The sequence below is a fragment of the Micromonospora tarapacensis genome (genome assembly GCF_019697375.1).
Lineage (GTDB): Bacteria > Actinomycetota > Actinomycetes > Mycobacteriales > Micromonosporaceae > Micromonospora > Micromonospora tarapacensis.
This window is the reverse complement of record NZ_JAHCDI010000004.1, coordinates 2,440,314-2,466,376: the sequence shown is the minus strand read 5'-3', so window position 1 is coordinate 2,466,376 and position 26,063 is coordinate 2,440,314. Positions and strand designations below refer to the sequence as shown.

Annotated in this window: 29 protein-coding genes; 13 read left to right on the top strand and 16 right to left on the bottom strand. The window is 70.6% G+C overall.

Annotated elements, in window-relative coordinates; all coding sequences use genetic code 11:
• Nucleotides 1–8: 8 nt before the first annotated feature.
• Nucleotides 9–377, bottom strand: a complete 369-nt coding sequence (locus KIF24_RS17200) for a hypothetical protein (RefSeq protein ID WP_221084921.1) — start codon at nt 375–377, stop codon at nt 9–11.
• Nucleotides 378–751: 374 nt separating this feature from the next.
• On the opposite strand from KIF24_RS17200, the gene KIF24_RS17195 reads away from it, so the two are divergent.
• The 13 genes from KIF24_RS17195 (at nt 752) to KIF24_RS17135 (ending at nt 11,296) form a co-directional block, all read left to right on the top strand.
• Nucleotides 752–1,297 carry an SAF domain-containing protein gene (locus tag KIF24_RS17195; protein ID WP_230416535.1) on the top strand — a complete coding sequence of 182 codons (546 nt, stop codon included), beginning with the start codon at nt 752–754 and terminating at the stop codon, nt 1,295–1,297.
• A gap of 2 nt (nt 1,298–1,299) precedes the next feature.
• Nucleotides 1,300–2,028, top strand: coding sequence for a P-loop NTPase family protein (locus KIF24_RS17190; RefSeq protein WP_221084919.1), 729 nt, complete (start codon nt 1,300–1,302; stop codon nt 2,026–2,028).
• 6 nt (nt 2,029–2,034) lie between these two features.
• Nucleotides 2,035–3,342 (top strand): CpaF family protein, encoded by a 1,308-nt coding sequence (locus tag KIF24_RS17185; RefSeq protein WP_221084918.1) that lies wholly within the window; start codon nt 2,035–2,037, stop codon nt 3,340–3,342.
• A gap of 5 nt (nt 3,343–3,347) precedes the next feature.
• Complete coding sequence (locus tag KIF24_RS17180; protein WP_221084917.1) at nt 3,348–4,172, top strand: type II secretion system F family protein; 825 nt, start codon at nt 3,348–3,350, stop codon at nt 4,170–4,172.
• Nucleotides 4,169–5,074, top strand: a complete 906-nt coding sequence (locus KIF24_RS17175; protein ID WP_221084916.1) for a type II secretion system F family protein — start codon at nt 4,169–4,171, stop codon at nt 5,072–5,074. The genes KIF24_RS17180 and KIF24_RS17175 overlap by 4 nt, the downstream gene beginning before the upstream one ends.
• Nucleotides 5,075–5,103: 29 nt before the next feature.
• A complete protein-coding gene (locus tag KIF24_RS17170) occupies nt 5,104–5,319 on the top strand; it encodes a hypothetical protein (RefSeq protein ID WP_221084915.1) in 216 nt (71 codons plus the stop codon).
• Nucleotides 5,320–5,322: 3 nt separating this feature from the next.
• The gene (locus KIF24_RS17165) at nt 5,323–5,712 is read left to right on the top strand and encodes a TadE family protein (protein ID WP_221084914.1); all 390 of its coding nucleotides are present in this window, start codon (nt 5,323–5,325) and stop codon (nt 5,710–5,712) included.
• Between the two features lie 17 nt (nt 5,713–5,729).
• Nucleotides 5,730–6,020 carry a hypothetical protein gene (locus KIF24_RS17160; protein WP_221084913.1) on the top strand — a complete coding sequence of 97 codons (291 nt, stop codon included), beginning with the start codon at nt 5,730–5,732 and terminating at the stop codon, nt 6,018–6,020.
• Nucleotides 6,021–6,174: 154 nt separating this feature from the next.
• Nucleotides 6,175–6,546 (top strand): pilus assembly protein TadG-related protein, encoded by a 372-nt coding sequence (locus KIF24_RS17155; protein WP_221084912.1) that lies wholly within the window; start codon nt 6,175–6,177, stop codon nt 6,544–6,546.
• Nucleotides 6,547–6,559: 13 nt separating this feature from the next.
• Complete coding sequence (locus KIF24_RS17150) at nt 6,560–6,889, top strand: hypothetical protein (RefSeq protein ID WP_221084911.1); 330 nt, start codon at nt 6,560–6,562, stop codon at nt 6,887–6,889.
• Between the two features lie 8 nt (nt 6,890–6,897).
• Nucleotides 6,898–9,360 carry a LysM peptidoglycan-binding domain-containing protein gene (locus KIF24_RS17145; protein WP_221084910.1) on the top strand — a complete coding sequence of 821 codons (2,463 nt, stop codon included), beginning with the start codon at nt 6,898–6,900 and terminating at the stop codon, nt 9,358–9,360.
• Nucleotides 9,357–10,082, top strand: coding sequence for a prepilin peptidase (locus KIF24_RS34565; RefSeq protein WP_221084909.1), 726 nt, complete (start codon nt 9,357–9,359; stop codon nt 10,080–10,082). Before KIF24_RS17145 ends, KIF24_RS34565 begins: the two co-directional genes overlap by 4 nt.
• Before the next feature lie 395 nt (nt 10,083–10,477).
• The gene (locus tag KIF24_RS17135) at nt 10,478–11,296 is read left to right on the top strand and encodes an SAM-dependent methyltransferase (protein WP_221084908.1); all 819 of its coding nucleotides are present in this window, start codon (nt 10,478–10,480) and stop codon (nt 11,294–11,296) included.
• A gap of 153 nt (nt 11,297–11,449) precedes the next feature.
• Here KIF24_RS17135 and KIF24_RS17130 read toward each other — a convergent pair whose 3' ends face one another.
• The 15 genes from KIF24_RS17130 to KIF24_RS17060 form a co-directional block, all read right to left on the bottom strand.
• Nucleotides 11,450–12,070: a hypothetical protein gene (locus KIF24_RS17130; protein WP_221084907.1), complete on the bottom strand. Its 621-nt coding sequence runs from the start codon at nt 12,068–12,070 to the stop codon at nt 11,450–11,452.
• Nucleotides 12,071–12,503: 433 nt separating this feature from the next.
• The gene (locus KIF24_RS17125) at nt 12,504–13,214 is read right to left on the bottom strand and encodes a phosphotransferase family protein (RefSeq protein WP_221084906.1); all 711 of its coding nucleotides are present in this window, start codon (nt 13,212–13,214) and stop codon (nt 12,504–12,506) included.
• Between the two features lie 195 nt (nt 13,215–13,409).
• A complete protein-coding gene (locus KIF24_RS17120; RefSeq protein WP_221084905.1) occupies nt 13,410–14,720 on the bottom strand; it encodes a hypothetical protein in 1,311 nt (436 codons plus the stop codon).
• 375 nt (nt 14,721–15,095) lie between these two features.
• Nucleotides 15,096–15,989, bottom strand: coding sequence for a nucleoside 2-deoxyribosyltransferase domain-containing protein (locus KIF24_RS17115; RefSeq protein WP_221084904.1), 894 nt, complete (start codon nt 15,987–15,989; stop codon nt 15,096–15,098).
• A gap of 295 nt (nt 15,990–16,284) precedes the next feature.
• Complete coding sequence (locus tag KIF24_RS17110; protein ID WP_221084903.1) at nt 16,285–16,707, bottom strand: hypothetical protein; 423 nt, start codon at nt 16,705–16,707, stop codon at nt 16,285–16,287.
• Nucleotides 16,708–16,794: 87 nt separating this feature from the next.
• Nucleotides 16,795–17,220, bottom strand: a complete 426-nt coding sequence (locus KIF24_RS17105) for a hypothetical protein (protein ID WP_221084902.1) — start codon at nt 17,218–17,220, stop codon at nt 16,795–16,797.
• On the bottom strand, nt 17,217–17,915 hold the full coding sequence (locus KIF24_RS17100; RefSeq protein ID WP_221084901.1) for a hypothetical protein: 699 nt from the start codon (nt 17,913–17,915) through the stop codon (nt 17,217–17,219). Before KIF24_RS17100 ends, KIF24_RS17105 begins: the two co-directional genes overlap by 4 nt.
• Nucleotides 17,916–18,025: 110 nt before the next feature.
• Nucleotides 18,026–18,805, bottom strand: coding sequence for a hypothetical protein (locus KIF24_RS17095; protein WP_221084900.1), 780 nt, complete (start codon nt 18,803–18,805; stop codon nt 18,026–18,028).
• 101 nt (nt 18,806–18,906) lie between these two features.
• The gene (locus KIF24_RS17090) at nt 18,907–20,451 is read right to left on the bottom strand and encodes a YifB family Mg chelatase-like AAA ATPase (RefSeq protein ID WP_221087404.1); all 1,545 of its coding nucleotides are present in this window, start codon (nt 20,449–20,451) and stop codon (nt 18,907–18,909) included.
• Nucleotides 20,452–20,634: 183 nt separating this feature from the next.
• On the bottom strand, nt 20,635–20,958 hold the full coding sequence (locus KIF24_RS17085) for a hypothetical protein (RefSeq protein ID WP_221084899.1): 324 nt from the start codon (nt 20,956–20,958) through the stop codon (nt 20,635–20,637).
• 180 nt (nt 20,959–21,138) lie between these two features.
• The gene (locus tag KIF24_RS17080; RefSeq protein WP_221084898.1) at nt 21,139–22,224 is read right to left on the bottom strand and encodes a M23 family metallopeptidase; all 1,086 of its coding nucleotides are present in this window, start codon (nt 22,222–22,224) and stop codon (nt 21,139–21,141) included.
• Between the two features lie 98 nt (nt 22,225–22,322).
• Entirely contained in the window at nt 22,323–23,396 is a 1,074-nt protein-coding gene (locus tag KIF24_RS17075) for a MarR family transcriptional regulator (RefSeq protein ID WP_221084897.1), read from the bottom strand.
• Nucleotides 23,397–23,480: 84 nt separating this feature from the next.
• Nucleotides 23,481–24,143, bottom strand: coding sequence for an RNA polymerase sigma factor (locus KIF24_RS17070; RefSeq protein ID WP_221084896.1), 663 nt, complete (start codon nt 24,141–24,143; stop codon nt 23,481–23,483).
• 162 nt (nt 24,144–24,305) lie between these two features.
• Nucleotides 24,306–25,049: a hypothetical protein gene (locus KIF24_RS17065; protein WP_221084895.1), complete on the bottom strand. Its 744-nt coding sequence runs from the start codon at nt 25,047–25,049 to the stop codon at nt 24,306–24,308.
• 191 nt (nt 25,050–25,240) lie between these two features.
• Complete coding sequence (locus tag KIF24_RS17060) at nt 25,241–25,957, bottom strand: hypothetical protein (protein ID WP_331461166.1); 717 nt, start codon at nt 25,955–25,957, stop codon at nt 25,241–25,243.
• Between the last annotated feature and the right edge of the window lie 106 nt (nt 25,958–26,063).

Here is a 26,063-nt window from a genome sequence, read left to right as displayed (position 1 = left end):
GGGTTGCGTCAGGCGGCGTCGCCGCTCCGTTGGATACGACGATAGGCATCGATCACGGCGTGGTAGACGCTGACGGACAGCCGGCCCTCGTCGGTGATGGAGTAGACCGGCACGAGCTTGTTGCCGTCTCGCATCTTGGCCTTGCGGACAAGGCTGTCGTTGGTGAGGCGCTTCAGGCTGCGACCCACAGCGTTGTCGTCCACGTGACCCTCGACCTGGCCCTCCAGCCGGGTGACCAGGTCACGGAAGCGAGACGGCCGCTCGGCGATGAGGCTGAGCAAGGCCGGGTCGTAGCGGAAGCGGAAGAGATCGGACAACTCTAGGTAAACATCGACATCTATCACAGGTTTGCCCCCGAGTGATACCGCGAAGTCCAAAACCCGACAGTGCCACGTTCGGGCGATGTCGGAAAGGTAAATATCTCTCTGCTTCTGGCCCTCGCCTCGGAGTCTGCCCGTCCGGCCGTTAACACGCCTGGCCGTTTGATCGAGGACATAGGCGACTTTTCATGATCTGCCGCTGACCCGCGTGTACTTACACGGTGGACGTACTCCGGTGTACGCGAGCTGATGTCCGTGGACCGGCCTCCCGCGATCCTGTACGCCTGAGAAGGAATCGAACTCACGGGGGTGGCAAGCCCATGACCGTAGGAGTCGCGCCGCCGCGCGCCCAGCCGACGGGTACACGTCCGGTCACTCCGTCTCTTCGCCCGAAGCGACGGGTCTGGCTGTTGATCATAAGTCTGTTGTCGATGGTGGTGTGTGCGGGGGCGTTCGCGTTGTTTTACGTGCGCGCCGATACGCGGGTTCAGGTGCTTTCGGTGACCCGTGCGGTGGCGGCCGGGCAGACAATCGTCGTGGCCGACCTTCGGGTGGTGCGGGTGGTGCCGGATGCGGGCGTCGCGTTGGTGGCGGCCTCCCGGGCGTCGCAGGTGATCGGTGCGACGGCGGTGGTGCCTCTGGCACCGGGGTCGTTGCTGACCGAGGCGCAGCTTGGCCCGGCGGCTTGGCCGCCGTCGGGGCAGGCGGTGGTGGCGATTCCGGTGAAGGCTGGCCGTCTCGCCGCCGGGGTGGTTCCGGGGGTGCGGGTGATGGTGATTCCGGTGGCCGCTGAAGGCGACCCGCAGCCGGCACCGTCAGGGTCGGCTGCACCGGAGCCGGTGACGGCGACGGTGGTCGGTGTCGCGGCGACCGACGGCGCCGGCTCCTGGGTGGTGTCGCTGCTGGTGTCACGGCAGGACGCGGTTCGGGTGGCCGGCACCGCCGGTGAGTTGTCGATCGCGGTTGCGCAGGACTGACCATGCTGATCGCGGTCACGTCCGCCAAGGGCTCAACTGGGGTAACGACGCTCGCTGTGGTGCTGGCGGCGGTGTGGCCCGGTGATTTTCCCAACGTCGTCGAAGCTGACTGTGCCGGGGGTGATCTGGGCGCCTGGCATTGGTTGCCCGACAGTCCCGGGGTGGCCACGCTCGCGACACAGAGTCGGACCGGCAGTGTCACCCTCGACGCGCATGTGACCCGGTTGCCGTGCGGCGTCGATGTGGTTCTCGCCCCGGCGGGCCGGCACCCGGCCACGGTCGCGGTCGGGCTGTTGATGGAGGCGAGCCTGGGGCTGTGGACGAAGGAGCGGCCCACGATCGTCGATGTCGGCCGGTTGGAGCCGGGCGCTCCGAGTGCCGCCGTGGTGGAGCAGGCGGATGTGGTGCTGGTGCTCGCGCGAGGCGACGAGGGGTCGCTGCTGCGGGTGGCGGATGCGGACCTGCCCGCCGGGCGGACCCGGCTCGTGCTGGTCGACGGGAGCCGGTACACGCCCTTCGAGATTGCCGACCGGACTGGGCTGCCGGTCGCGGCGGAGGTGCCGTGGGATGCCCGCGCCGCCGATGTGGTCGCCGGTCGCCGCAAGCCGGGTAAAGCGTGGACCCGTCGTGGGCTGCCCGCCGCCGTCCGCGCCCTGGCCAGCAGTCTGGCCACGCCGCCCACCGTCCCCACGCCGGCCGTTATCCGTAGCAATCGAGGGCGTGAGGGGTGAGGCGTGATGGCCACAGAGGCTGAACTGGTCGCCGAGCTGCGTGGACTGGTCGGCGGGCAGATGGCAGCGCACGCCGGTGGCGGGCCGATACCGATCGAACAGCGGCGCCAGCTCGCCGAGCGGTACACCGCCGACGTGCTTGACGCCCATGCCCAGCAGGCGGTCAGCCGGGGTGAGGCGCCGCTGGCCGCGCAGGCCGAGGCCCGCATCAGCCGGGCCATCGTGGACCGCCTCGCCGGTGCCGGTGGCCTGGAGAGCCTGCTCGGCGACAAAGAGATCGAGAACATCGAGGCCAACGGCTGCGACGACGTGTTCGTGCACCGCACCGACGGCAGCTACGAGCGGGTCGCTGCGATCGCCGAGTCCGACGACGAGTTGGTCGAGCTGATCCGGTCGTTCGCCTCGGAGGCGGCGATCGGTGACGACGAGAAGGGCACCGGTCAGGAGCGCACCTTCGACCGCAACAACCCGGTGCTGGATCTGCGGCTGCGGGACGGGTCGCGGCTGTGCGCGGTGATGTCGGTGTCGGCGCGGCCGTCGCTGTCGATCCGCCGAGCCACCATGATCGACGCGAACCTCGACGACCTGGTGGGCCGCGGCATGCTCTCGGCGGGCATGGCCGAGGTGATCCAGGCGGCGATGCGTGCCCGGCTCAACACGATCTTCGCCGGGGGCACCAACACCGGCAAGACGACCTTCGCCCGCGCCGCCGCCCGCGCCATCCCGTCAACGGAGCGGCTGATCACCATCGAGGACGCGTACGAGCTGGAGCTGTACGACCGCGACGTGCACCCCAACGTGCTGGCGTTCCAGTCCCGGCGGGCCAACCTGGAAGGCGTCGGCGCGGTCAGCATGTCGGCGCTGGTACGCACCGCGCTGCGGATGCGCCCGGACCGGGTGGTCGTGGGTGAGGCGCGCGGCGACGAGGTGATCGACCTGCTCAAGGCGATGTCGCAGGGCAACGACGGGTCCTTCGCCACTGTGCACGCCTCGTCGTCGGGGCAGGCGTTCTCCCGGTTGATGATGTACGCGGTCCAGGCGCCGGAGCGGTTGACGTTCGAAGCCTCGGCGATGCTGATCGCCGAGTCCGTGCACCTGGTGCTGCATCTGGATTGGACGCCGGACAAGAAGCGGGTCGTGTCCAGCATCCGTGAGGTGGTCGGGTTCGACGGCCGCGACGTCGCCTCCAATGAGGTGTGGCGTCCCGGACCGGACCGGCGGGCAGTCCCGAACACGCCGCTGCGGGCCGAGACCCTGGATCGGCTGGAGGCATCCGGGTTGCGCCCGGCCACCATCGACCGGATCGGCTGGTAGCGCTCATGGTTGCTGTGGTCGCGCTGCTCGGCGCCGGGTTCGCCCTCAGCGTGTTCGGTGTCATCGCCGGTCTACGCAAGCAGGTCGTGCAGCCCAGCGGGCTGCGCCGCCCGGTGCTGACCCGGGAGATCCTGACCCGGGCCGCTATCGCGGTGCTCATCGGCGCGGCCGTCGGGTTGTGGACCCGCTGGCCGGTCGGTGCGCTGCTGGCCGGCATCGTCGCCTACGCCCTGCCTGCCGCGCTGGGCTCGAACAAGCACCAGAAGGAAGCCCTCGCCCGTACGGAGGCGGTCGCGGCGTGGGCGGAGATGCTGCGCGACAACCTGTCCGCCGCGGCGGGGCTTGAGCAGACCATCCTCGTCACCGCCCCGTTCGCCCCGCCGGCCATCTACGACGAGGTCGCCGACCTGGCCGCCGCGCTGCGGTTGGGCACCCGCCTGCCGGTGGCCCTCGCCGAGTTGCGGGAGCGGATGGACGACCCGACCGGACGCCTCGTCGTGCGGGCGCTGTTGCAGGCCAGCCAACGCCAGTCGAGGCAGTTGGCCGAGTTGCTGTCGGAGATGGCCCGCCGGGCGCGGGAGCGGGCCAATCTGCGGCTGCGCATCGCCCCCGGTCATGCGCGGATCCGCACGAACGCCCGCATCATCGTCACCTTCACCCTGGCCATGGCCGCCGGGCTGACGTTGTTCAACCGCCAGTTCCTCGCCCCATACGACGACCTGATCGGGCAGTTTGTCCTCATCATCGTCGGGCTGATCTTCGCCGCCGGGTTCGTGGGGATCGCCCGGCTGTCCCGCGTGGGCGTCGATACCCCGAGGAGGCCGTCATGACCGGGCCGCTGATTCTCGGCGCCGGGTTCGGAGCCGGCTTCGCGCTGCTGGTCGGCTGGCTGCTGCCGGCACGGCTGACGCTGGCGCAGGCGTTCGCCGCACTGCACCCACCCGCCCCGACCGTCACCCCGATGCCACTGCTGCTGCCGCCCGAGCCGGGCGGCTGGATCGCCGGGCTCGGCAGGCCGGCGATCCCGCTGCTGGCCCGAGCCGGGCTGCCCCGCACGGCGACCATCGGCGACCTGGCCATCTGCGGACGCGACCCCGCCCGCCACCTCGCCGAACAGGCCGCCATGGCGCTCTGCGGCTTCCTCGCCATACCAGCGCTGGCGGGGATCCTCTACCTCGGTGGGATCACGATCGGCTGGCAGACCCCGCTGTGGGCTGCCCTGGTCGGCGCCGTGCTCGGCCTGTTCGTCCCCGACCTGGCCCTTGCTTCGGAGGCGGCCAAACGGCGCAAGGAGCTGCGCGACGCGACCGCCAACATGCTCGACATGGTCGTCATCTCCCTGGCCGGCGGCGCCGGGGTCGACCAGGCCCTGCGCGACGCGACCGACGAGCCCGCCGACTGGGCGCAACGCGCCCTGCGGCAGGCCGTCGAAGCCGCGCACCTGACCCGCCGCCGCCCGTGGGAGACCATCGGCGCGCTCGGCGACAGCACCGGTGTGTCGACGCTGTCCGAGCTGGCCGCCGCGCTGTCGCTGGCAGGCAGCGAAGGCGCCCGCATCAAGGCGACCCTGTCCGCCCGCTCGGCCGCGCTGTCCGCCCATCAGCTCGCCGAGGCCGAGTCCGCCGCCACATCCGCCACCGAACGCATGGTGCTGCCGGTCGTCGGACTGCTCGGCGGGTTCCTCATCTTCATTGGATATCCGGCGTTCGCCACGGTCCTGGAAGCCCTGTAGATCCAGATTTTCGAAGGAGGCGTCACACCATGACGTACCTGCTCTTGACTCACCTGTTCACCGGCATGCGGTCCGCGCGGCACCGTCTGGTGCGCAGCTACCGCGACGACGGCTACTCCACCGAGACCATCCTGGTGGCCTCACTGCTGGTCGTGCTGGCCATCGCGGTGCTGGCCATCCTCGCCACAGCGGTAACAGACAAGGCCAACGACATCAATCTCGATGCCCCGGCCCCGGTGTCCTGAAGCATGGCCAGGACCGGCAAGCACGGCGACCAGGGCTCGGCCACCGTCGAGGTGACCCTGGCGATGCCGCTGCTCGGTCTGCTGCTGCTACTCATCGTGCAGTTCGCGTTCTGGGCACACGCCACCCACGTCGCGCAGGCCGCCGCGAACCAGGGCCTGCAGACCGCCCGTGCGTATGGCTCCACCGAGGGCGCGGGCGTCGAGGACACCAACGCCATCCTCGACCAGACGGCCGGGTCGATCCTCGCCAACCGCAGCGTGACAGTGAACAACACCGCGACCACCTCGACGGTGACGGTGACCGGCAAGGCCGCCGCCGTGGTGCCGGGCCTGTCGCTGCCCATCACGGTGAGCGTGACCGCCCCGCGCGAGATTGTTCCGGGCATGCCATGACGTACGAGCCCGCACGCATGAGGGTGTCGGACCGGGGATCGGTCTCGTCCGAGGTGGTCGTGCTCGCCGTGCCGTTCATGATTCTGGTCGCGGTGTTCCTCATCTTCTGCGGCCGGGCCGCCTCCGCCGTCATCGACGTCGAGTCGGCAGCCGCAGCGGCGGCCCGCGCGGCGGCCGACGCCGCCACCCCACCGCCGCTGTCACGGCCGCACAGGGCGCGGTCGCGGCAACCACCGCCGGCAGCGCGTGGACCTGCACCGCCGCCACGAACACCGCGCAGCACTATCGCGGCGGACAGGTCAGCGTGAGCGTGACCTGCGTGGTGCCGATGTCCGACCTCGGCCTGCCGGTCGGCGCGTCGAAGACCGTGCACGGCTCGGCCACCGAACCGATCGCGACGTACAGGGCGGTCACATGAAGCATCCACAAAGTGGTATTGGCCGGGGCCGGGATGCTGGATCGGTGTCCGGCTACACCGTCATCACCAGCCTCGCCGGGCTGGCGTTCGCCGGGCTCGTCCTCGACGCCGGCCTCGCCATCGCCACGAAGGTCGACGCGGTGTCGATCGCGCAGTCATCGGCCCGCGCCGGGGCCAGCGAACTCGACGTGGCCTACCTGCGCGCCACCGGCGTGATTCGCCTCGACCCGATCAAAGCCCAGGACACCGCCCAGCAGTGGGTGAACACCTCCGGGCTGACCGGCACCGTCACCGTGGCCGGGAACACCGTCACCGTCAGCGTCAGCACCGCGCGGGACACCCAACTGCTGCAAATGATCGGCATCACCTCCATCCCGATCGCGGCCCACGCGACCGCCACCGCCGTGCAGCCGTAGAAAGGCGGTACCGATGTTCGGCACCCTCCGCCGCCTCACCGTCCGCACCACGGCCGCGCTACTGCTGCTGACCGTACTCGCCGGACTGCCCGCCGCCCTCGTCGCGTTCATCGGCTGGCCGCTGCCGTCACGGATCCCGACCGACGACCAACTCGCCGCATGGATCACCACACCGGTCACCGACACCGTCATCCTCAACGCCCTCGCCGTCGCCGCGTGGCTGCTGTGGGCGGCGTTCCTGCACGCCATCACCGCCGAGGCCCGCGCCGCCTGGCGCGGCCTGCCGACCCGGCCACCACCGGTCGCACCGCCAACCCGCTGCGGCTGGCGGCAGCGTCGCTGATCACCGCTTTGACCCTGGGCACCCTGTTCGGTGGAGCCGCCGCTGCCGCCGGTCCCGCCTCCGCGCAAGCCCGGCCACCAGCCGTCCAGGTCGTCACGGCCAACCCGCCACCGGTGCTGGCGCAGCAAGGCCCCGCCACCATCCACGTCGGCGCCAACAGCTACCGCTACGTCGTCGAACGCCACGACACCCTGTCCAAAATCTCGAAGCAGTGGCTCGGCGACGCCAACCGGTGGCCAGAGATCTGTGAACTGAACTGGCACCGCCACTTCAAGGTCGGCGGCACGATGCGCGACTGCAACCTCATCTACCCCGGCTGGGACCTGCGGCTACCCGCCGACGCGAAACCCCCCGCCGACGCGACCCCGCACCCACCTCACCCCCGCCAACCGCCGACCCGGAACCAGACGCCGGCCCGACCGAGCAGCCGACCCCCGCACCGTCAACCAGCAGCACGGCGCCACCCGAGGACCCGGACGGCGTGGTCGAACCCCGTCGGCCACGCCGTCCGCTTCGGCCACGACCGCCGCGCCGGGTGCCCTGCCAGCAGCCACGACGTCCACAGCGCCGGGCACGCCGAGCCCGTCCGCCACCGCGTCATCGACCACGACCGGCCCCACCACAACGCAGAGCCCGACCAGCACCGCGAATCCGGCGGACGACGACGGCAGCGACAGTCCGGCCGCCAACGAGGACGGGGTCCACCTGCCCGGCGGCAGCTTCGTCCCGTGGACCCTGGCCGCCGCGATCGTCGCCGCCACCGCCATGGTGTGGCTGCAACGCCGCCGCCGCTTCATCCCCGGAGAGCTGGGCGAAGACGACGGTTCGCCGGAGCTGCCCCCGCCCGTGACGGAGTTGCACCGCCAGGTCACCCGCAACCCCGACCTGCCCACGCCCAGCGACCTGGCCGAACGCGCCGCCGCCGTGCCCGCCCTCCCCTGCTGCCGCCCGGCGGGGTCGGGCTCGTCGGTGACGGCGCGCACGCCGCCGCCCGCGCCGCACTCATCTCCAGCCTCGCCTCCGGCGGACCCCGCGAGCCAGACCGGCGCGGCGAAGTCGTCATCGACGGCACCACCCTGACCACCCTGATCGGCGCCGACGCCGCCGCCCTCGGCCCCTGGCCCCGCCTGCATGTGGCCGACGACATCGACCACGCCCTGTCGATCCTGGACTCCCGGCTGCTGCACCGCGCCCGCGTCCTGGACGAGCATAGCCTCACCGACCTGGACGCCCTACGCGAAAGCGCCCCCGACGAGGAAGCGCTGCCGCCGGTACTGCTCATCTGCGAAACACCGCTAGCCGGCGCGAGGATGCGCGCCCGGGTCAGCTTCGGCCTCGGCAACGGCCTGGACGTATCCGCGCTGCTGCTCGGCGAATGGCCACACGGCTCCACCATCACCGTCACCGCCGACGGGCACACCAGCGTCGTCGACGGGCCAGCGGTGGAGGCGATCGGCGAACGCGTCGCCGTGCTCGACACCGCCGAGGCCGTGGCGATCCTGACCACCCTGCGCGAGGCCCACACCGGCGAACCACCGAACCCGGTCCTTCGGGCACGCGCCGCACCGCGGCCACCGGCACCAGCCAGCGACCCAGCCCCGATGCCACCTGCCACGAGCGACCCCACCACCCACGACCCCACCACGAGCGCCGACGCCGACGCCGCTGAGCCGTCGGACCACAGCCTCGACGCGCCGCCCCCTGCGGTGGGCGGCACGCCGCGCGTCAAGGCTTCCCTCCGGGTGCTGGGCGCACCCATCGTCGAAGACCTCGTCCTGCCCGGACGGGACCTACGCGGCCGGGCCGCCGAGTTGGCCGTCTTCCTCGCCTGCCACCCCGACGGCGCCGACACCGAAACCATCGCCGAGCACCTGGTGCCCGACGTCCGGCGCCGCCAAGCCAAACAACTGGTCCACACCAACGCCTCGAACCTGCGCCACGTCCTCGGCCGCGCCGGCGGACCCATCACCGCCGGATACGTGCTCAAACGCGGCGCCTCCGCCCGGTACCGGCTCGACCCCACCACCGTGCGGGTCGACCTGTGGCAGCTACGAGACCTGCTCAGCCGCGCCCAGATCGCCTCCGCACCCGCCCGCGCCGAGCTGCTGCGCGACGCATGCGCCCTCTACACCGCCCCCCTCGCCGACGGCTGCGACTACGAATGGGTCGAACCGCACCGCGAGAAAGCCCGCCAGTGGGGCACCGAAGCCCACCTCCTGCTCGCCGACGACCTGATCGAATCCGACCCGCAAGCCGCGTCTGACCTCCTCGACAAGGCCATCGACCTGGACCACTACAACGAGGAGCTGTACCGCAAAGCCATGCACACCCGCCACGCCCTGCACGATGCCGACGGCATCCGCACCCTGCTACGCGCCCTGACCAAAGCCCTCGCCGACCTCGACGCCGAACCCGCCGAGACCACCGTCGAACTGGCCGCCAAGCTCCGCACCAGCCTGGAACAGCAGTGACCACCACCACGAGCACGCCGCGCCGGCTCGGGCACCTCGGATACGCCCTCGCCGTCACACCGCTGCTGCGCTGGCTGATCGCCCACCACGCGGTACCCGCAGACCAGCCATGGCGAACCCGCTGCGAAGCCTGCGCCGCCGCCATCTGGCCCGCCGTGTGCACACCTGCGGGCCAGTGCCGCACCTGCCACACGCGGATCGGCGCCCCACCGTATCTGGTCGAAGTCCTCACGGTTGCGGCGTTCGGCCTGCTGCTCGCATCCGACGTACGCGGCTGGGAACTGGCCGCCTACACGTGGTGGAGCCTCGGCCTGCTCGTGCTGGCCTTCATCGACGCCACGGTGTTGCGCCTGCCACACCGGCTCACCGCCGCCATCACCGCCGGCACCGTCGTGCTGCTGGCGCCGCTCGGCCTCACCGGCTCGTGGCGGGGCGCACTCATCGGCGCCGGGTGCATGGCCGGCTACTACCTTGCCGTCCATGTCGCCTCCCGGAGTGGCCTCGGCCTGGGAGACGTTGCCGTGGCCGTGCCGATCGGCTTCGGCGTCGGCTGGCTCGACTGGCGGCTGATCATCGCCGTCGCGGTGCTCGGGCACAGCCTCGGCGCCGCCACCATCGTCATCCGCCGGCTCACCAACGCGCCGAGGGCGCCCCTGCCACTGGGCACCTACCTGATCGCCGCGTCGTTCGCGGTTGTCGTCACCGCAGCCGCCATTCGCTGAGTTCCTGGGCGCGACGCCGACGCACCATCGGCGGCGGGTTGTCACGGACGTGATCATGGCGGCGGATGGTTCAACCAGGCCAACACCACCATCCACCTCTCACCGTCCGCTAACGTTCGTGCCGTCGTAACCACAGATCGTGCAGGCGGAAGGGAGCCGGCCCGCATGGCCCAGTCGCCTGTCCACATGGAGCGGAACGGGTCGGCACGTCGCTACCACACCACTGCCCGAGACGCCCACGCCAGGCGCGCAGGATGCCGTCGTGGCCGACCAAGCTCTCCTCCCCGTCGAGGGCGGGGCAGTGCGCCAGGTCACCCGAGAACCGGGGTGGTCGGGCGGTCTATGCTGGCGCGGTCAATCGGCGTCGCTTCACATCCGAGCGCGAGGATGCGTACATGACAGACAACCCAACCCCGACCGATGACCAGCCGGACGTGCACAAGCTCGACACCAACGTGCCGCAGACAGCTCGGATCTGGAACCACCTGCTCGGTGGCAAGGACAACTTCGCCGCCGACCGCGCGGTCGGAGACCAGATCATCACGTCGATGCCGCAACTCGCCGAGAACGCGAGGCTCTCCCGCGCGTACCTGGTCCGGGCCGTGCGCTACCTGGCCGACGAGGCCGGGATCCGTCAGTTCCTCGACATCGGCACCGGTCTACCCACCGCCGAGAACACCCACCAGGTCGCCCAGGCGGCGGCCCCGGAGTCGCGCATCGTCTACGTCGACAATGATCCGCTCGTGCTCGTGCACGCCCGTGCCCTTCTCACCAGCAGCCCCGAGGGCGTCACCGCCTATGTCGACGCTGACCTGCGTGACACGGCGACGATCCTGCGGGAGGCGGCACAGACGTTGGATCTCAGCGAGCCGGTCGCGCTCATCCTGATGGGCATCCTCGGGCACATCGAAGACGACGAAGAGGCCAGCACGATCATCGACAGCATCATGGCCGGCCTGCCCTCGGGCAGTTACCTGGCGATGTACGACGGCAGCGACACCAGCGAAGCGGTCACCGAGGCCGTACGGATCTGGAACCTCTCCGCCAACCCGACGTATCACCTGCGCAGTCCCGAACGGATCGCCCGTCTCTTCCAGGGCCTGGAACTGGTCGAGCCCGGCGTGGTGTCGGTGACCCGCTGGCGCCCCGACAGCGGCCCGGTGAGCTTACCCGACGAGATCGACCAATACTGTGCCGTCGGACGCAAGCAATAACCGGTCCGGGTCCGGGTCCGGCACGGCCACGTCCGAGTCCATGGCCGGTTGGTAACGCTCGTACTCAGAGGAAGAGCTGTTGATCGCCCTCGGCAGAGTCAGTGATCGTTTTGGCCCCTGGGTCAGCCGAGACGGGTGGCAAACTACTGGCCGTTACGTTTGATCGCCTCCGGAATTTTCTGGTGAGGGTTGCTCTGCCATGGAGGTTCGCAGGAAGTGAGTCAGCTCCTCGGTGGACACGCCGGTCAGCCGTGCCCGGTGCGCCGCCATGAGGAGTAAGTGGGCGATCATTCGTTCGCGCCATTCTCGACTGCCGGCCCACTCCCAGAGTTTCTCGAAGCCGAGGTCGCTAGCCTCAATCCCGTAACGGTAACGGACCTCGGCGGCGAGCGTGCTGATCGCGTCGAGCCGGCTACTGCCGGGACGCACGCAGCGAAGCGCCGGGTACGGGCCGAGTCTGTCGAATTGGCAGCCGGCGGGTGGGTCAGCCTCCAGAGCTTCATACGCGAGCGTGTTAGCAGGTCCGGCCCCATCGTCGGTGAGGTCCGATGTGAAGACGAGGTCGAACACGTACACCGGCTGTCCCGTTTCGTTGACAAGCAAAATATCCAGCTCATCGACGGTGTCCAGGTCCAGGTTGTGCCCGTGTTGGATGAGCTGCCGTGCCTGAAAGTCGGCCAAACTGGGATCCGGGATCGTGGCCTGTCCGGCATCGGGCGCCCGGACCGTCCATCCGTTGTCTGACCGCGTCAGTAGGACGTGGAACTGTCGCATCGGATCAGAATAGGCAAGCGGGTGCCCACGGTCGAGCGGCCATAGACGGATGGCCGCCCAGCGTGGGTATAGCCTGCCACTGGATCGATTGAGACGACCGGCCGACGGCCTTCGCGCAGGGCGGGAGCGTTCTGGTGGGACATGTTTAGCGGACAGCGGCGATGAGGCGCAGCCCGGATCGCTCGCTGATGCCGAATTCGCGGGCGAGCTGCGCGCCGAGGCCCTTGGCCGCTTCTGCGGCTGTAGATTGGGCGAGGAGCTGAATGGCGGCGCAGACCCCCCGGGCACGACCATGCCCTGAACGGTCAACCGGCTCACGCGACCGCAGACCAGCGACCGGCACGACCGACAACCGTCAAACGCGCTCTGAACGTCACCGCTCACAAGCAACGCACGAGTCAAGAACAGCTTTGACCGTCCCGTGCGTCGGAGATCACACCGCCACCCACTGGATCGTGCGGTCGTCGTCGCGCAGCGAGGCGACTCTACGGCGAAGTTCAGCTAGCGCGGCGGGTGTGTGGGTGCTGGTGCGGATGTACGCCGCGAGGGAGTGCAGGTCGCGGATGTCGCGCAGGGTCTGGTAGTCGGGCCAGTCGGCGATGTCGTAGCCGTAGGCGGCGGTGAAGGCGAGCCGTTCGTGGTCGGGGTCGCCGAAGCGGCTGCCGGGTGCACCGACCAGGACAACGTCCAGTTCTCGGGGTCCGAGGCAGGCGCCTTCCCAGTCGGCCAGCCGGTAGCCGTGTCGGCTGCTCGGGTCCGACACCAGGTTGCCGGGGTGGGCGTCGTTGTGGATGAGCCCGGATCCGAGCGGGAACCGCATCGCGGCGTACCGCTGCGCCAACTCGTCGACCCGGCCGCGCAAGAACGCGGTGTCGTCGCGGCTCAAGACCGGTTCGGTGCCGGACGCGTCCAGGCGCAGCGCGGCGCGCAGCCGCGCGAGGGGTCCGCGGTGGGCAGCTCGACCGGCGGGACCGGCAGGGTGTGCAGCTCGCGTAGCAGCCGCCCGAGCGCGGTGTTGACCGCGACCGGTGTGCCGTGCGGGTGGGCGGGGACCTCGTGCCAGACGGTGACCACGTACCCGGCCGTCTCGATCGGCTCGTCTGCGGCGGGGCGGATCGTCGGGAAGTCCCGCGTCGCCAGCCACCCGGTGAGCTGGACCGCGCGGCGGGCTCGTGCCACCGCCTCGTCGGATTCGGGGACCAGCCGCAGCACCACGTGCTCGGCCGGGAGCAGCAGCGTGGCCGCGTCATGCACCCGCAGCGGTCGAACCTCATCAGTATTGAGGCCGAGCCGGCGGGCCACGGTGTGGGCGGCGGCGGCAAGCGGCGCGGGCAGCGGTTCAGTCATCGGCGAGGACGGTGTCGATACGGTGCTGGAACTGGGCCACCTCCGCGACGGCGGTGTGCGGGACGGTCAGTGCTTTCAGGGCGCGGAGCCGGTCCAACGCGCGAGGTGAGGTGAGCGTGCCGGCGCCACCCAACGCCTGATCCCCAACGGTCACGCCTTCCTCCAGGTCGTCGCCGCGTTGAAAGAACGTGCCCGACAGTGCGATCAGGTTGAGGGTACGGCTGCGCGCGTAGGCGCTGTCACGACCGGCGACCGCCTGCCGCAACAAGGTTTCCGCGTCGTCGACGACCTCGGGTACCCGGTGCGCGAGCACGTGGTAGGAGTGGCCGCGCAGCGCGGTCAGCTCGGCGGAGTCGAGGTGGGCAAGCCAGGGCGGCGCCGGCTCACCGTCGGCGTTGGCGAAGTGCTCCTGCGCCCGGCCCAAGGCGCGGTGGCAGGGCTGGAGCCTGCCGGCGGCGGCGAACGACCAGCCCTCGTAGGCGGCGATCTCGGCGAGGGCCAGCTCGGATACGTGGTGGCCGGGGTCGACGGTGGTGGCGTAGGACAACCGGACCAGCCGCAGCGCCTCGTCCGGGCGGCCCAGGTGCAGGGACTGGTGGGCGAGCTGCCGCAACGTAGTGCCCACCAGGTCGACGTTGCTGGCCTCGCTGGCGGCGTCGAGGCCGACCATCCACAGCGACCGCGCCTGCGGGTGCTGGTTCACGTCGTAGGACAGGAACGCCGCGACCCCAGCCAGGTCCGCCAGCGCGGTGAGCAGCCGGTTCTTCACCGTCCCGGAGGAGCACACCGACCGGGACGCGGTCGCGGCGACCCATTGGAGCTGCGCGATGACCGCCGCGCGGGACAGGCCGCCGCCCCACCGGTTGTCCCAATCGCGAAACGCGCTCGTGGTCGCCTCGATCCGGGCCACGTCCGCCCCGCCGATCCGGCGGGGCACGTCCATGCTCACCGGCGGGATCAGTTTCATGATCCGAGTGTGCAACGGCACCGTGACCGCGCCCCGCACGACGATCTCCGTGACCGGCGGGAGCACATCGGCCGGGTCGCCGCTCGTCTCCGGCTGCGGGGCCTGGTCCGCTGCCAGGGTGTCGTCAGCCGGTTCCCGACCAGGGTAGAACCCGAGGTCGGCGGGGCTGGCCGCGCCGAGGACCACCTGGAAGGCGCACCGATACGCCTCGGTCGGCCAGCGGTGCTCGCCGCGCTCCAGTTTGCCGACGTAGGTCTCGTCGATGACGGTCCGGTGGTTCTTGCGGTTCGCGGCAAGCCACTTGTTGACCTCGTCGGCCAACTCCTGACGCGACATCGGCAGCCCCGACCCAGACGGTGAGGCACGCCGACGACGTGCCTGCCGCAGCAGGGCATTCGGCGACTGATCTCGACGCCGAGACATCAGGAGCACCTCTCCCACCCATGTGTACCCGCACGGCCGAGGTGGCCACGGGCGAGCCTCGACCGGTGCCAGTATCAGTCCGGACACTGCCTATGATGCCGCTCACGCTCCCGAAGGGGCGTAGCGGGGCGACCACCGACGGGGTACACGACGAGGACCGTGCAGAAACGCCAAAAGGGCCGGCGCTTGCGGCCGAGAGGCCGCATGCACTGGCGCCGGGCAATCCCACTCCGAAGCCCGCGAGGTTTCCGGGCGGCCGTGTCACCCGACAACGTGCAGGTAGGCCGATCAGTAGGTGTCGAGGGAGTTGCAGACTTCCAGCAGTTCGGCCCAACCGAGCGGGTCGCCCTGATCGACTCGCAAGCGGTCGATGCCGGCGTGGATGCGTGCCAACAGGCACGGGTCGAGTCCCTTGTCCGCCGCGCAGGTAGCTTCGATGACCAGTTCATTCATCGCCATCGTCAGGCCCGGCGTTTCCTCCCGCAAGGCAGCGATCATGACCCTTAGCGCGAAGGCGCTGATGGCCGGGTCGCCGTTGTGGAAGGGCAGACTGACCACTGGTTTGGCTTCCTTGCGGATCAGATCAACAGCACAGCCGATCGTTTCGGTGAGGCTGTTCTGGACGACCTGCTCGGCGAGGGAATGGCCGACCAGCGCCCGCACCGCAGGCGCCTGCGGGTACTCCGGTGTCATCCCAACGGCCAGCGGGACCGGGTTGGCGATTTGAGTGCCGAGTTCCACCAGCCCCGCCGGGTCCGCCTCGGATCCCTCGAACCAGAACACGGCGATGTCGCAACGCCACAGGTGGCGGTGCCGCCACGCCATCTGGACGACCACGTCGGCGTCGGTGGCGATGGGCTGTTCCCGACGCGGGTTGGCGATGACCACCGGGTGGGTCGCGAGCGCTTCGATGGCCTCGGCCTGCCAGTTGATGTCCGCCGCGACCGTTCCGCCGAGGTAGATCACCGGTAGCCCGCCGGGGCTGTCCAGACTGTCCGGCGGCTGCACGACCCGTAGGGCGACACCCAGCAGCGGATCCTCGGCGACCTGAAGCCGGTCCGCCAGCTCCGGCACGGACGTGCCGACGTAGCGCGCGGCGCCTTCGGCGTCCGCGAGCGTCTCGGCCACCGCTATGAGCTGCGGCGACAGGAAGGAATCGACGTAGTTTATTCGGTAGGCCATGGCGCCACCCCCGTGGTCGCGGCCGTGGTGTATATCGGCGAACGGTTTCGTCGAGGCTACCGCGAACGCCAACGCCGAGGCGTCAGCCAGACGTATTGTGCCGACATCATTGCAGGTTGTCGGCGATTCGCTAATTGCCCGCACGTGAGGCCAGCGAGCCGGACATACCTACGGGCGCAAGGCGTCCGATGACCACGACCCGGAAACGGAAAAAGGGCCGGGCCTGCGGCCGAAGGGCCGCCTGCGTCGTCGGCGGCCGGGGCACCCAGAAGGGTGCCCCGGCTGCCGTTGCCAATCAGAATCGGAAGGCGCGACCGGCGCCGCGTTCGAGTGTCCACCGGTAGTAGTCGCGGTGTCCGGTGGTGTCGAAGTGGGTGGCGTGCCAGTCGTACGCCTCGTTGGATTGCCTGTCCTGCATGGGGTCGCGAGCAACCGGTGACTTCTCGCCGCAGCGGCATTCGACCTGGACGAACCGGATCACCCGCTCGTCCGGGTCGATCGGCTTGGGCAGCGCGATGTTGGCGGTCACCGCAGGCACCTCGCCCGCGCTGGCGCTGTCGGCTTCGATGGCCGTCGGGGGCGGTGCCACAACGGTGTGCTCCGGCTGGTCGTGCAACCGGACGAGGGTTTCGGTCGTGTGGCCGGGGGTCTGGTTCCAGAGTCGGGCGTATCGGGTGACGAGTTCGTACACCTCGTCGTCCACCCGGATCGTTCGCATGGAGTGCCTCCTCGTTACTGCCGGATCTTCGTCGGTCTGGTGTGCGGGTTCGGGATGGGGCAGCCGCCCTGGATCGGCCGCCACGGCTTACGTGGTCGCGGCGTGGAAGTCCGGGCGCCGGTGCCGCCGATAGAGCGGCTCGGTCTCCCACCGGGATGCGCGCAGGCAGGTCAGGCAGGCGCCGCGCTCGGTGGCGGTGGCGACGCGCTGCTGCCACAGTTCCGCGCGCTGCCGCTGGTAGCGCTCCTGGGCGGCGGCCTGCGCGGCGGCGGCTCGGTGCCGCTGCTCGCGTTCGGCCGCCTCGCGGGCGATGCGGTCCTGGCCGGCGCGCACATTCTCGGCGGTGGCGTACTTCGACGCCCAGCACGCAGGGTTGTCACAGTGCTGTGACCGTTGCGCCTCGGGTGGGTTCGCGGCCCCGCACCACGGACAGTTGAACCAGCCGTCAGCGAACCAGGTGGTGATCTCCCTGGTTTCGCCGGTCGCGATGGGCATGGCCCGTGTCTCGGTCACGACGGTGGACCCGAGTGGCAGGAACACGGGCACGGCTTGCGGGCCGTGTCGCGTGGACCGGGCTTCGTGTCGCCGGGACACACGTCACACCAGCGGCGGTGGCAGGCCACGCTGATCCCGGGTGGGCTGATCTCCGGGACGGAGTCGATGGCCAGGCTCACCGCGCCGCCCACGTCGGCGAACCAGTAGGTCTGCCACATCTGCGCCCAGCGGATCTCCACGGCGACCAGGGGCACGTTGACCAGCATGTCCGGGTCGATCTCGTGTTCGGTGAACCAGTCCGGGGACGGGCCGCCGGTCGGGCTGCGGTGGTCGTGGATGCAGCGCCACGGGTCGCAGGGGCAGTCCAGGGTGTTCAGGTAGTCGGTGGTGTAGCCGACTCGGGCGGTCCGGCGGGAGGTGCTGCCGAGCCCGGCGAGGATGTGTTTGATCAGCAGCCCGGGTGACATCGGCAGCTCCGGTGTGTCGTGCATCCGAGCCCACACGGTGGTGGCCATGAGCGCGCGGACCGCGTGGCGGCGGGCCGGGGTGCCGGTGTAGCGGATCCCGGCGGGGGTCCAGTCGCGGTGCCCGCCCGGCAATGGGTGTTGGAGGTAGTAGGTGGTTTCGTCGTCGGTCGACGGGCACAGCCCGGCGTGCTCGGGTGTTTGCCGGCAGGCGAGGCAAACGGGGATGGTGCGGTATGGCCTGGTCATGGAAGGCCGGTGTCCTCTCGCGAGAAGGGTGAGGTCGGCGCCGCCCGAACGGGCGGCGCCGGAGATCTGCGGTGATGGGCCGTCCGTCCGGACGGCGGAGCGCGAACCGATTAGCCCGGAGACTGCGTGGAGGTTTGTGGCTGGAGCGTGCCGCTCCAGCACGGACTGGCCGGGTTCCCATCGGGAGGCGGCAGCGCCCGATATGCCTTGTCGGCGTTGGTCACCGCGTCGACCAGGCGGCAGATCTCCGCCATCACCGCCTGGTAGTCGGGACCGTTGTACGGCCTGTCCGGGTCGCAGTTGCGCCGGTCGAACTCGGCGATGTTCTGCGGGACTCCCCAGTACCCGCCGGTCTTGCCGTTGTCCGGGACGAACCACAGGTAGCCGTCCGGTCCCCGGAAGAGCGCCATCCCGTAGGCCACTACGTACGCCGACGGCACCGGGAAGGCGTCGCTGAACTGGAAGCCGTCGTAGTCGAAGCCGGTGGCCATGGCCACCTGAGTCGGTGTTTCGATCCCGTGGTCGGTTAGGAACTGACGAGCCCGAGCGGCCACCGTGTCCGGCTGTTCGGTGATGAGCAACTCGTGTTCTTTGACCACCCCATTGCCGGCAGGGTCAGTGACCTCGATCGTCCAGCGCATCAGCCCGTCCAGGGCCGGGAACGGGCAGAGGCCGACCCGACCGCCGACGTGCTCCCCGCGTTCGATGCTCAGCCAGATCGCGAAGTCGCCGCCGGGCGATCCCTCCTCCAGGTACCAGGGCTTGCCGAGGAGGTTCGCCACCGGCGCCATCAGGACAGGGCTGTGCTCGTGGTCGTGGTTGCTGGCATCGCTGAGATCCGTCGGCCACTGGTTGCCCCAGCGGGCGTTGATCTCCGTTGCGTCGTACATGTGCTACTCCTTCTGCTTCGTGTCGGTGACGTCGGCCCGGAGTGCCGGTGCCATTCGGCGATCTGCCCGCCCCGGGTGAGGGCGGGCAGATCACAGGGCAGCTACCGGTGAGCCCCGGGCGGCTGCGGCTGGTCGAGGTGCAGCTCGATGGCGGCGTTGACGTCGCCCAGCTCGGGCCGGTCGGCTCTGCGTAGGTCGGCCACGGTCCAGGCGACGCGCAGGATGCGGTCGTACCCGTCATCGGAAACGGCGCCGACGTGACGCAACTCCAGCAGCGGGTTGATGTCGCAGGTGGGCAGCGTGCACACCCCCGTGCGCAGCACCTCGCCGGGCACCTGCGCGTTGACCCGGTACCCGAGGGCCGCCCACCGGTCGGTGGCCAGTTCCCTCGCGCGGGTCACCCGCTCGGCGACCACGGCGGACGACTCGCCCGCGTCACCGTCGTGCGAGGCGGGGATTTCGAGCCGCAGCCGGATGTCGGTGCGCTCCCACAGCACAGACATCCGGCTCAGGTACCGGGCGCGGTCTCGCGACGTGCACCCGCAGCGAGGGCCGCCGCCTGTTGACTGGCCACAGGGACAGGACTGCGCGGCGAGGACGAGATGGACCTGCGCGGGATAGGTCACCGTGGCGCCGCCGCCTCCGAGCCTGACCTGACCGTCGTCGATCGGTTGGCATAGCGACGTCAACGCCCGGTGTCCGAACTCCGGCGTCTGGTCCAGGAAGAACACGCCCCGGTGGGCGAGGCTAACCGCGCCGGGCCGGGACGCGCGTGGACCACCACCGAACAGCATCGGCAGGCTGGCTGAGTGGTGCGGTGCCTGCCACGGTGGGCGACGTACCAGCCCGTCTGACGGTTGCAGGAGTCCCGCCGCCGACCGCAACGCGGTGACCTCCACCGCGTCGTCGTCGCCAAGGTCCGGCAGCAGCGACGGCAACCGCTCCGCGAGCATCGCCTTGCCAGACCCGAGCGGCCCCAGCATGCCGAGGTGGTGTCCACCGGCCGCGGCGACCTCAAGCGCCCACCGCGCCCGCGACATGCCGGGAGGCAGGTCGGCGAGGTCGACGATCGGCCCGCCACCGGCGTACGGTGCCGCACCGGCGCCCGGCACGGAAACCTCGGGTGTAATGCCGAAGCTCGCCCAGCGGACGAACTGTCGCAACGAGTTGACCGCGATGATTTGGACGCCGGGAACGAGGCTGGCCTCGTGTGCGTTGGCGGCCGGCACCACGACAGTGGCGAAGCCTGCGCGGGCGGCGGCGGCCACCATCGGCAGGACCCCGCGTACCGGGCGGATGCTGCCGTCGAGTCCCAGCTCACCGACCAGCACGACGCCCTCCAGCGCCGTCGGGCGGAACACGCCGTTGAGGGTGAGGACCGCTGCGGCGAACGCCAGATCCGTGCCGGAGCCGGGCGACGGCTCGTGCGACGGCGGCAGGCTGACCCTCACAGGGGTGCGGGACAGATCCCAATGCGAATTGGTGATACCGGCGTACAACCGGTCCCGAGCCTCCGGCATGCTGCGGCCGTCCGGACCGAGGATGACGATGCCCGCCCGCCGGCCGCTGACCTGTTCGCCGTGCACCAGTTCGAGGCGGCCGGTGACCCCGACCAGCCGAACCGCGTTCGTCGTTACCTGCTCCATCACGCACACTCCGTGCCGGCCAACGGCCGGAAGCGTCGCGATCGTGGTACGAACATGGGTAGTTCTCCTTCACGAACAGGTGCCTCGCCGCACGCATCGGCGGCGAGGCACACCAGGGATAGGGAGAACCCGCTCGCGGCCACCGAACAGCGACCGGGCGAGCGGGAAACCTGACTCGGACGGTCAGGTCGTCTTCGGACGGGCGGCGACGATGCCGTGCACCCCGGCCAGCAGATGGAAGGCCGTGACCAGATGCCGGCGGGCGTCGTCGCCCAACTCGGCGGCGCGCTCGAACGCCTCACCGGTGCCCGGCTCGTCGTCGTCAACCGACGGGAGCGCGGCCTCCAGCAGGGTCACGGTGAGCGCGGCAACCTCGGCGGCGAGGTCGACCAGACCCCTGGCCGACGGTGGGCCATCGCCGGTTGCCAGACGGCGTAGGTCGCTGGCTACGGTGTCGGCGCGGTCGGCCACGGCGGGCAGTGTGGTGGGGCCGGGCGTGACGGTCATGATCGCTCCCCTGACAGGCGACAGGTTCCCGCCGCGCGGTGTGGTGCGGCGACTGGCTATCCCCGCTCCATCCGCCCCGGACGTCAAGGCCCGCGAAGGGACCGCCGTACCGGCACTCATGGACGTGTGCCGGTGGACGAGGGCGGCGACGCGGCCACGGTCGGGAGTAGTCAGGTCAGCTCAGGGTTGACCGAGCGGTGCCCCGTGTGCGGCCATCCAGTCCTCCGGCGAAACCGCGCCTGAGCTGCTGGAGTCGCCGTTGATGTGCACCTCGTAGTGCAGGTGTGGGCCGCTGGAGTGGCCGGTGGAACCGACCTCGCCGATCGGCTGCCCGGCGATCACCGGGTCGCCGACGTTCACGTACGGCTGGGTCTGCATGTGGCAGTAGCGGGTGATGATCCCGCCAGGATGCGCGAGGTCCACGTACATGCCACAGCCCGTCGTGTATTCGGGGCTCCCGTCGCGGTCGCAGCCCCATTCGCCGCCGGTGCGGTTGTCGATGGCGTTGCAGCGCACCCGCTCGACGGTTCCGGAGGCGGCGGCGACGATCGTGGTGTGCCGGGTCGCGCCGAGGTCGACCCCGTCGTGGCCGGGCCGGGAACTGGTGCGGAAGCCGGAGACGACCAGCGCGCGTACCGGCTGGGTCCAACCCTGCGCGGAGACACCGCTGCACGGGTTGATCCCCACCGTGGACAGGCCCAACGCCGCACCGACGTGGCTGACCAGGCGGATCGCCTCGGCCGTGTGCTTCGCATATGCGTCCGGGTACGCCGACCGCTGCACCTTCTGGGCTGCTTCGGTGAGCGGCATCTGTTGCCAGCCCTCGACCGTGAGCAGTTTGTCGAAGAACTTGCCTGCCTGGTAGGCCGGATCCCTGAGTTGTTCCGGGGTGCCCCACCCCTGCGATGGGCGTTGCTGGAACAGCCCGATCGAGTCGTCGGCACCGCCGGCCAGGTTCCGCAGGCTGGACTCCTGCATGGCGGTGGCGGTGGCCACCACCCATCCCCACGGCGGCACGGTTTTGGTGTTGCCGACGGTGAGGATCGTCGCTACGTGGGAGAGTTGTTCGCCATCCCAGCCGTCGAGGGCCGGGATCGGCCCGCCCGGGGCGATCGGGCCGGGTACGGCCGATGCGGTGGTGGCCGATCCCGTGGTGGCGGGAAGGCAGGTCGTGCCGCCACCGCCGAAGATCGCGGCGCCGCCGAGCAGCGGGATGGCGATGATCGCGGCGAGGACCGCGACGATGAGGCTGATGAGTTTTCGCATGGCAGCTCACTCCTTTCGGCGGAAACGGAGAAAGGCCGGTGGGCCGCCCTCACGGGGCGGCCCACCGACCTCAGGTGAACTCGTGGTGCGGTGACGTGCTATTCGGCTGCGGCGGGCTGCGGCGCCTCGGCGTCGGCCGGCGGCTGTGCGCCGTCGGCCTGGCTGTCCTGCGCCGGTGCGCGGTCGTCGGTGCCGGGGTTGGTGTCCTGGCTGCTGTCGGTCTCGCCGTCGGGCTGCTGGTGCTCAGCGTCCTTGAGCTTGTAGCGCATGGGCTTGTCGCCGATCAGCTCAGCGATCCCGTTCCGCTCCAGCTTTTCCATGGCGTTGTTGATCGCACCGGTGCTGCGGCCGGGCAGGTGAATGGCGACCCGACCGCCGGTCCAACCGGTCACCCCGGCGAAGGCGGGCAGCGGCTTTTCCCGCATCACCTTCTCGACCATGGCCTCCAGCTCGCCGGGGCGCAGCTTCGGCAGGCCGTTGGACAGAATGACCGGCTCGCCGGGCTCGCCGCGTCGGACCTGCGGCATGTCCTTGCGGCACTTACCGCAGAAGGCCGGGGTCTTCTGCCAGCAGCACTGGCAGATCTTCGGCATCTGCGTCTGGCAGCCGCGGCACAGCTTCGGCGGTTCGGCCTCGGCCTCGGCCTTCTTCTCGTCGCCGTCCTGGGTGGCCTCGCCGTCCGGCTTGGCCTCGGTGTCGGGCTGCCCACCGCCGTCGGGCGTGGCCTCGCCGTCGGCCGTCGCCTCGCCGCCCGGGGCGGTGCCCTCGCCGTCGCCGGTGGTCGGCGGGTCGGTGTCGGGCTGGGAGTCCGCCGTCGGGTCGGCTGCTTCGGCCTGCGTCGTGGCGTCGGCGTCCGTGGTGTCGGTGGTGTCGGTGGCGGGCGTATCGGCGGCCGGCTCGGTGGCGTTGTCGCCGCCGTCCGGTTCCGGCTGGCCGGTCTCGGCGTCGGCCGGGGCCTCGGCGAGCTGCCAGCGGGTCGGGGCGCCGTCGGCGGGGTCACCGCCGTCGTCGACCTTGACGATGAGGCCGGTCTTGGCCAGGTCGTTGATGGCCTTGTCGGTGGTCGAGCGGCTGCGGCCGGTGCGGTCGCTCAGCTCGTGCACGTTGCCGGGTCCGGCTTTCAGTGCGTCGAGTGTGAGCCTCGCGCTGGGTGAGAGTTTCTGGGTGTCCATGCGGACGATTCCCTTCTGTGGTTGGTGCGGATAGGGCAAAGCCCGACCCCCGGGCGGGGGTCGGGCTCGTCTATGGGGTGCCCGCTATGGGGCGGAGGCGCCGGCCTGCGCGGTCAGCCGTTCGGCGGCCTGCGCGGTCACCAGTCGGGCGGCCGGGGTGAACTGGTGTTGCAGGCGGCGCAGGGCGGCGCGTTCGAGCTGCCGGACCGCGTCGACGCTTCGGCCCATCGCGCGGGCGGCGGCGTCGCGGGGGTAGCCGTCGATGTGTCGCAGTTGGATCGCTCGGCGCTGGTCCGGGGTGAGCCGGGCGAGGGCGTGCACGAACGTCATCCGCGTCACCGTCTCCGCCAGCGTGGGCGCGGCCGGTCCGAGCGGGTCCGGGGTGGGGCCGCTGTGCTGGTCTTCGCCGACGGTGAGCGCCGCGCGCAGGTAGCGCCGGTGGGACCAGCGGTGGCGGGTCACGGCCCGTGCGGCGAGCCGCAGCATGGAGCCGGTCGGGTCGTCGCCGATGAGGGTCGGCTCGGCCAGGGCGAAGCAGTATGCGTCGTGGACGAGGTCGCCGACGGCGTCGCGGTCGCGCCCGCGCAGGCGTACCGCGACGTAGCGGGTGACGGCGTCCAGGGTGACCTCGTACAGCGTCGCGAACGCGGCGCGGTCGCCTGCGCGGGCGCGGTCGACGAGGTCGGCGTCGAAGGTGGCGCGGCGGTGGCGGTTGGTCACCGTGGGCCGGTGCAGTGGCTGGGCCATGGCAGGGTTTGCCTCCCGTGCGGTGGTGCGGGGAAGTCCCGGGCATGGCCGTGCGGCCATGCCCGGGTGCGCTCGTGCGGCGCGAATCGGCCGGGCGACGGCCGTGGTCACCGATGTGTCGACATCGGGGTGCGTTTCGAAGGGGAATTCAGCCGGTGCGGGTCAGGCGGTCAGCGCCGCCCGTTCGGCGGTGGACAGCTCGGCGGGGGTACGGCCTTGCCAGCGGTCGGAGTCGCGCAGCGCCCACCAGCGCAGCAGCGCGCGGCAGGCGGCGGCCTCGTCGTCGGCCGGCGGCAGCGGGTAGACCAGGTGCGGGCAGGTGCTCCGGTGCTCGGGATGCGTGTACGCGGTGGCTTGCCAGCCTTCGCTGCCGTGCCAGATCTCGCCGACGATCGCCCCGTAGCTGGCCAGCCCGTGCACCTCGGCGGCGATGTGGTCCGGCACCACGAACCACGCCACGCCGGTCTCGTTGGTGCTGAGCGCGGCCATGCCCTTGCTCGGGTCGTAGGGCTGCACCCACAGGTGCCGCACCCGCGCCTCCCGGGTGACGGACCGGTGCCGTCGCCACATCCCGTACAGGGACAGCAGCGCCTCGCGTTGGGCGTCGAAGCGTTCGAGCTGCTGCACGATCCGGAAGGTGTCGACGTCCAGCGAGTGCGGGTAGACACCGGCCAGATCGGTGATGGTGCTGGCGTGCCGACGGCAGGTCTCGCCGACGTGGCCGAGCACGCGGACGAGAAGTGCGGTGGTGGTGTTGAAGTCGTGTGCCTTGCGGGCCAGTTCGATCGCGACGTGCGCGATCGGGTCGCCGCTGTCGGTGGCGCCGGTGTCGTAGCGCCATAGGTGTTCGGTTAGCGCGTCGTTGGTGGCGACCGCGATGGCGGTCAGCGCGGGGTCATACGGCACGGTTTGGGGTCTCCTCACGGGGTGTTCGGGCCGCCCCGACGGGCGGCCGAAATTGGGCCACCCGGCATGGGCCGGGGCGTATCGCCGCTCCATCCGCACGCCTGGTCAAGGCACGGTGGAGGGCTCGAACGGCGAACAGCCGGTCGCGGAGGCGACCGGCTGTCCTGACAAGGAGTTGATGGACCGGATGGTTAGGGCTGTGCTCCGACCGTGACGGCGAGGATCTGGTGGCTGCGACGCAGCTTGTGCAGATACGAGCCGGCCTCGGCCAGGAAACGCAGCTTGTCCGCCAACGACGATGAGGCGGGCTCCAGGAGCCGTCCGTCGTCGGTGACGACCGCGTCTCCGGTGATGGCCTGCTGCCAGTGCACGACCGTGTAGGTCGCTTCTCCCGCCTGGTAGGCGTCCAGTTCGTACGGGTCGAGTTCGACCTTGGACATCGGGTGGGAGTTGTAGGACAGCATCGCCAGCACGCGGGGCTGTTCCTCGAACCGGCGGCGGGCCTCCTCCAAGGTGACCTTGGTGGGGTTGGCCTTGTGCTGGGCGAGGAAATCACCCCAGGGCTTCGCAGCCGGAGTCGTACGGACCACCTGAGCCCAGGTGCGCCACCGGTAGACGGCGGCCGTGTTGGCTCGGGTGACCGCGGCGGTCAGGTCGAGGCGGCTCTTGCGGCCACCGGCGGCCCAGACGACCGCGCCGAAGCGGCGGGTCACCTGCACCAGGTGGCGAGCCGACCACTGGCTGAACCAGCCGATGAAGCGTGGCCGACGGACCGGGTACATGGTGCGGGGCGTGCCAGCCGGCAGCTTGTGCCAGTCCAGGATCTCCGAGGCGGAGAACCAGTCGATGGGCTTGTCGGCGGGCATGCAGACGATGACGGTACGAGCGGTGCTGGTGTTGGTGGACACGGCAGGGTGCTCCCTTCGCAAGGGTCTTGCGGGCAGGTGGAGGCGCACCAGTGCCGTCGCCGAAGATGCGACCGCTGTTGACAACGCCGAGGCGAACACCAGCCGA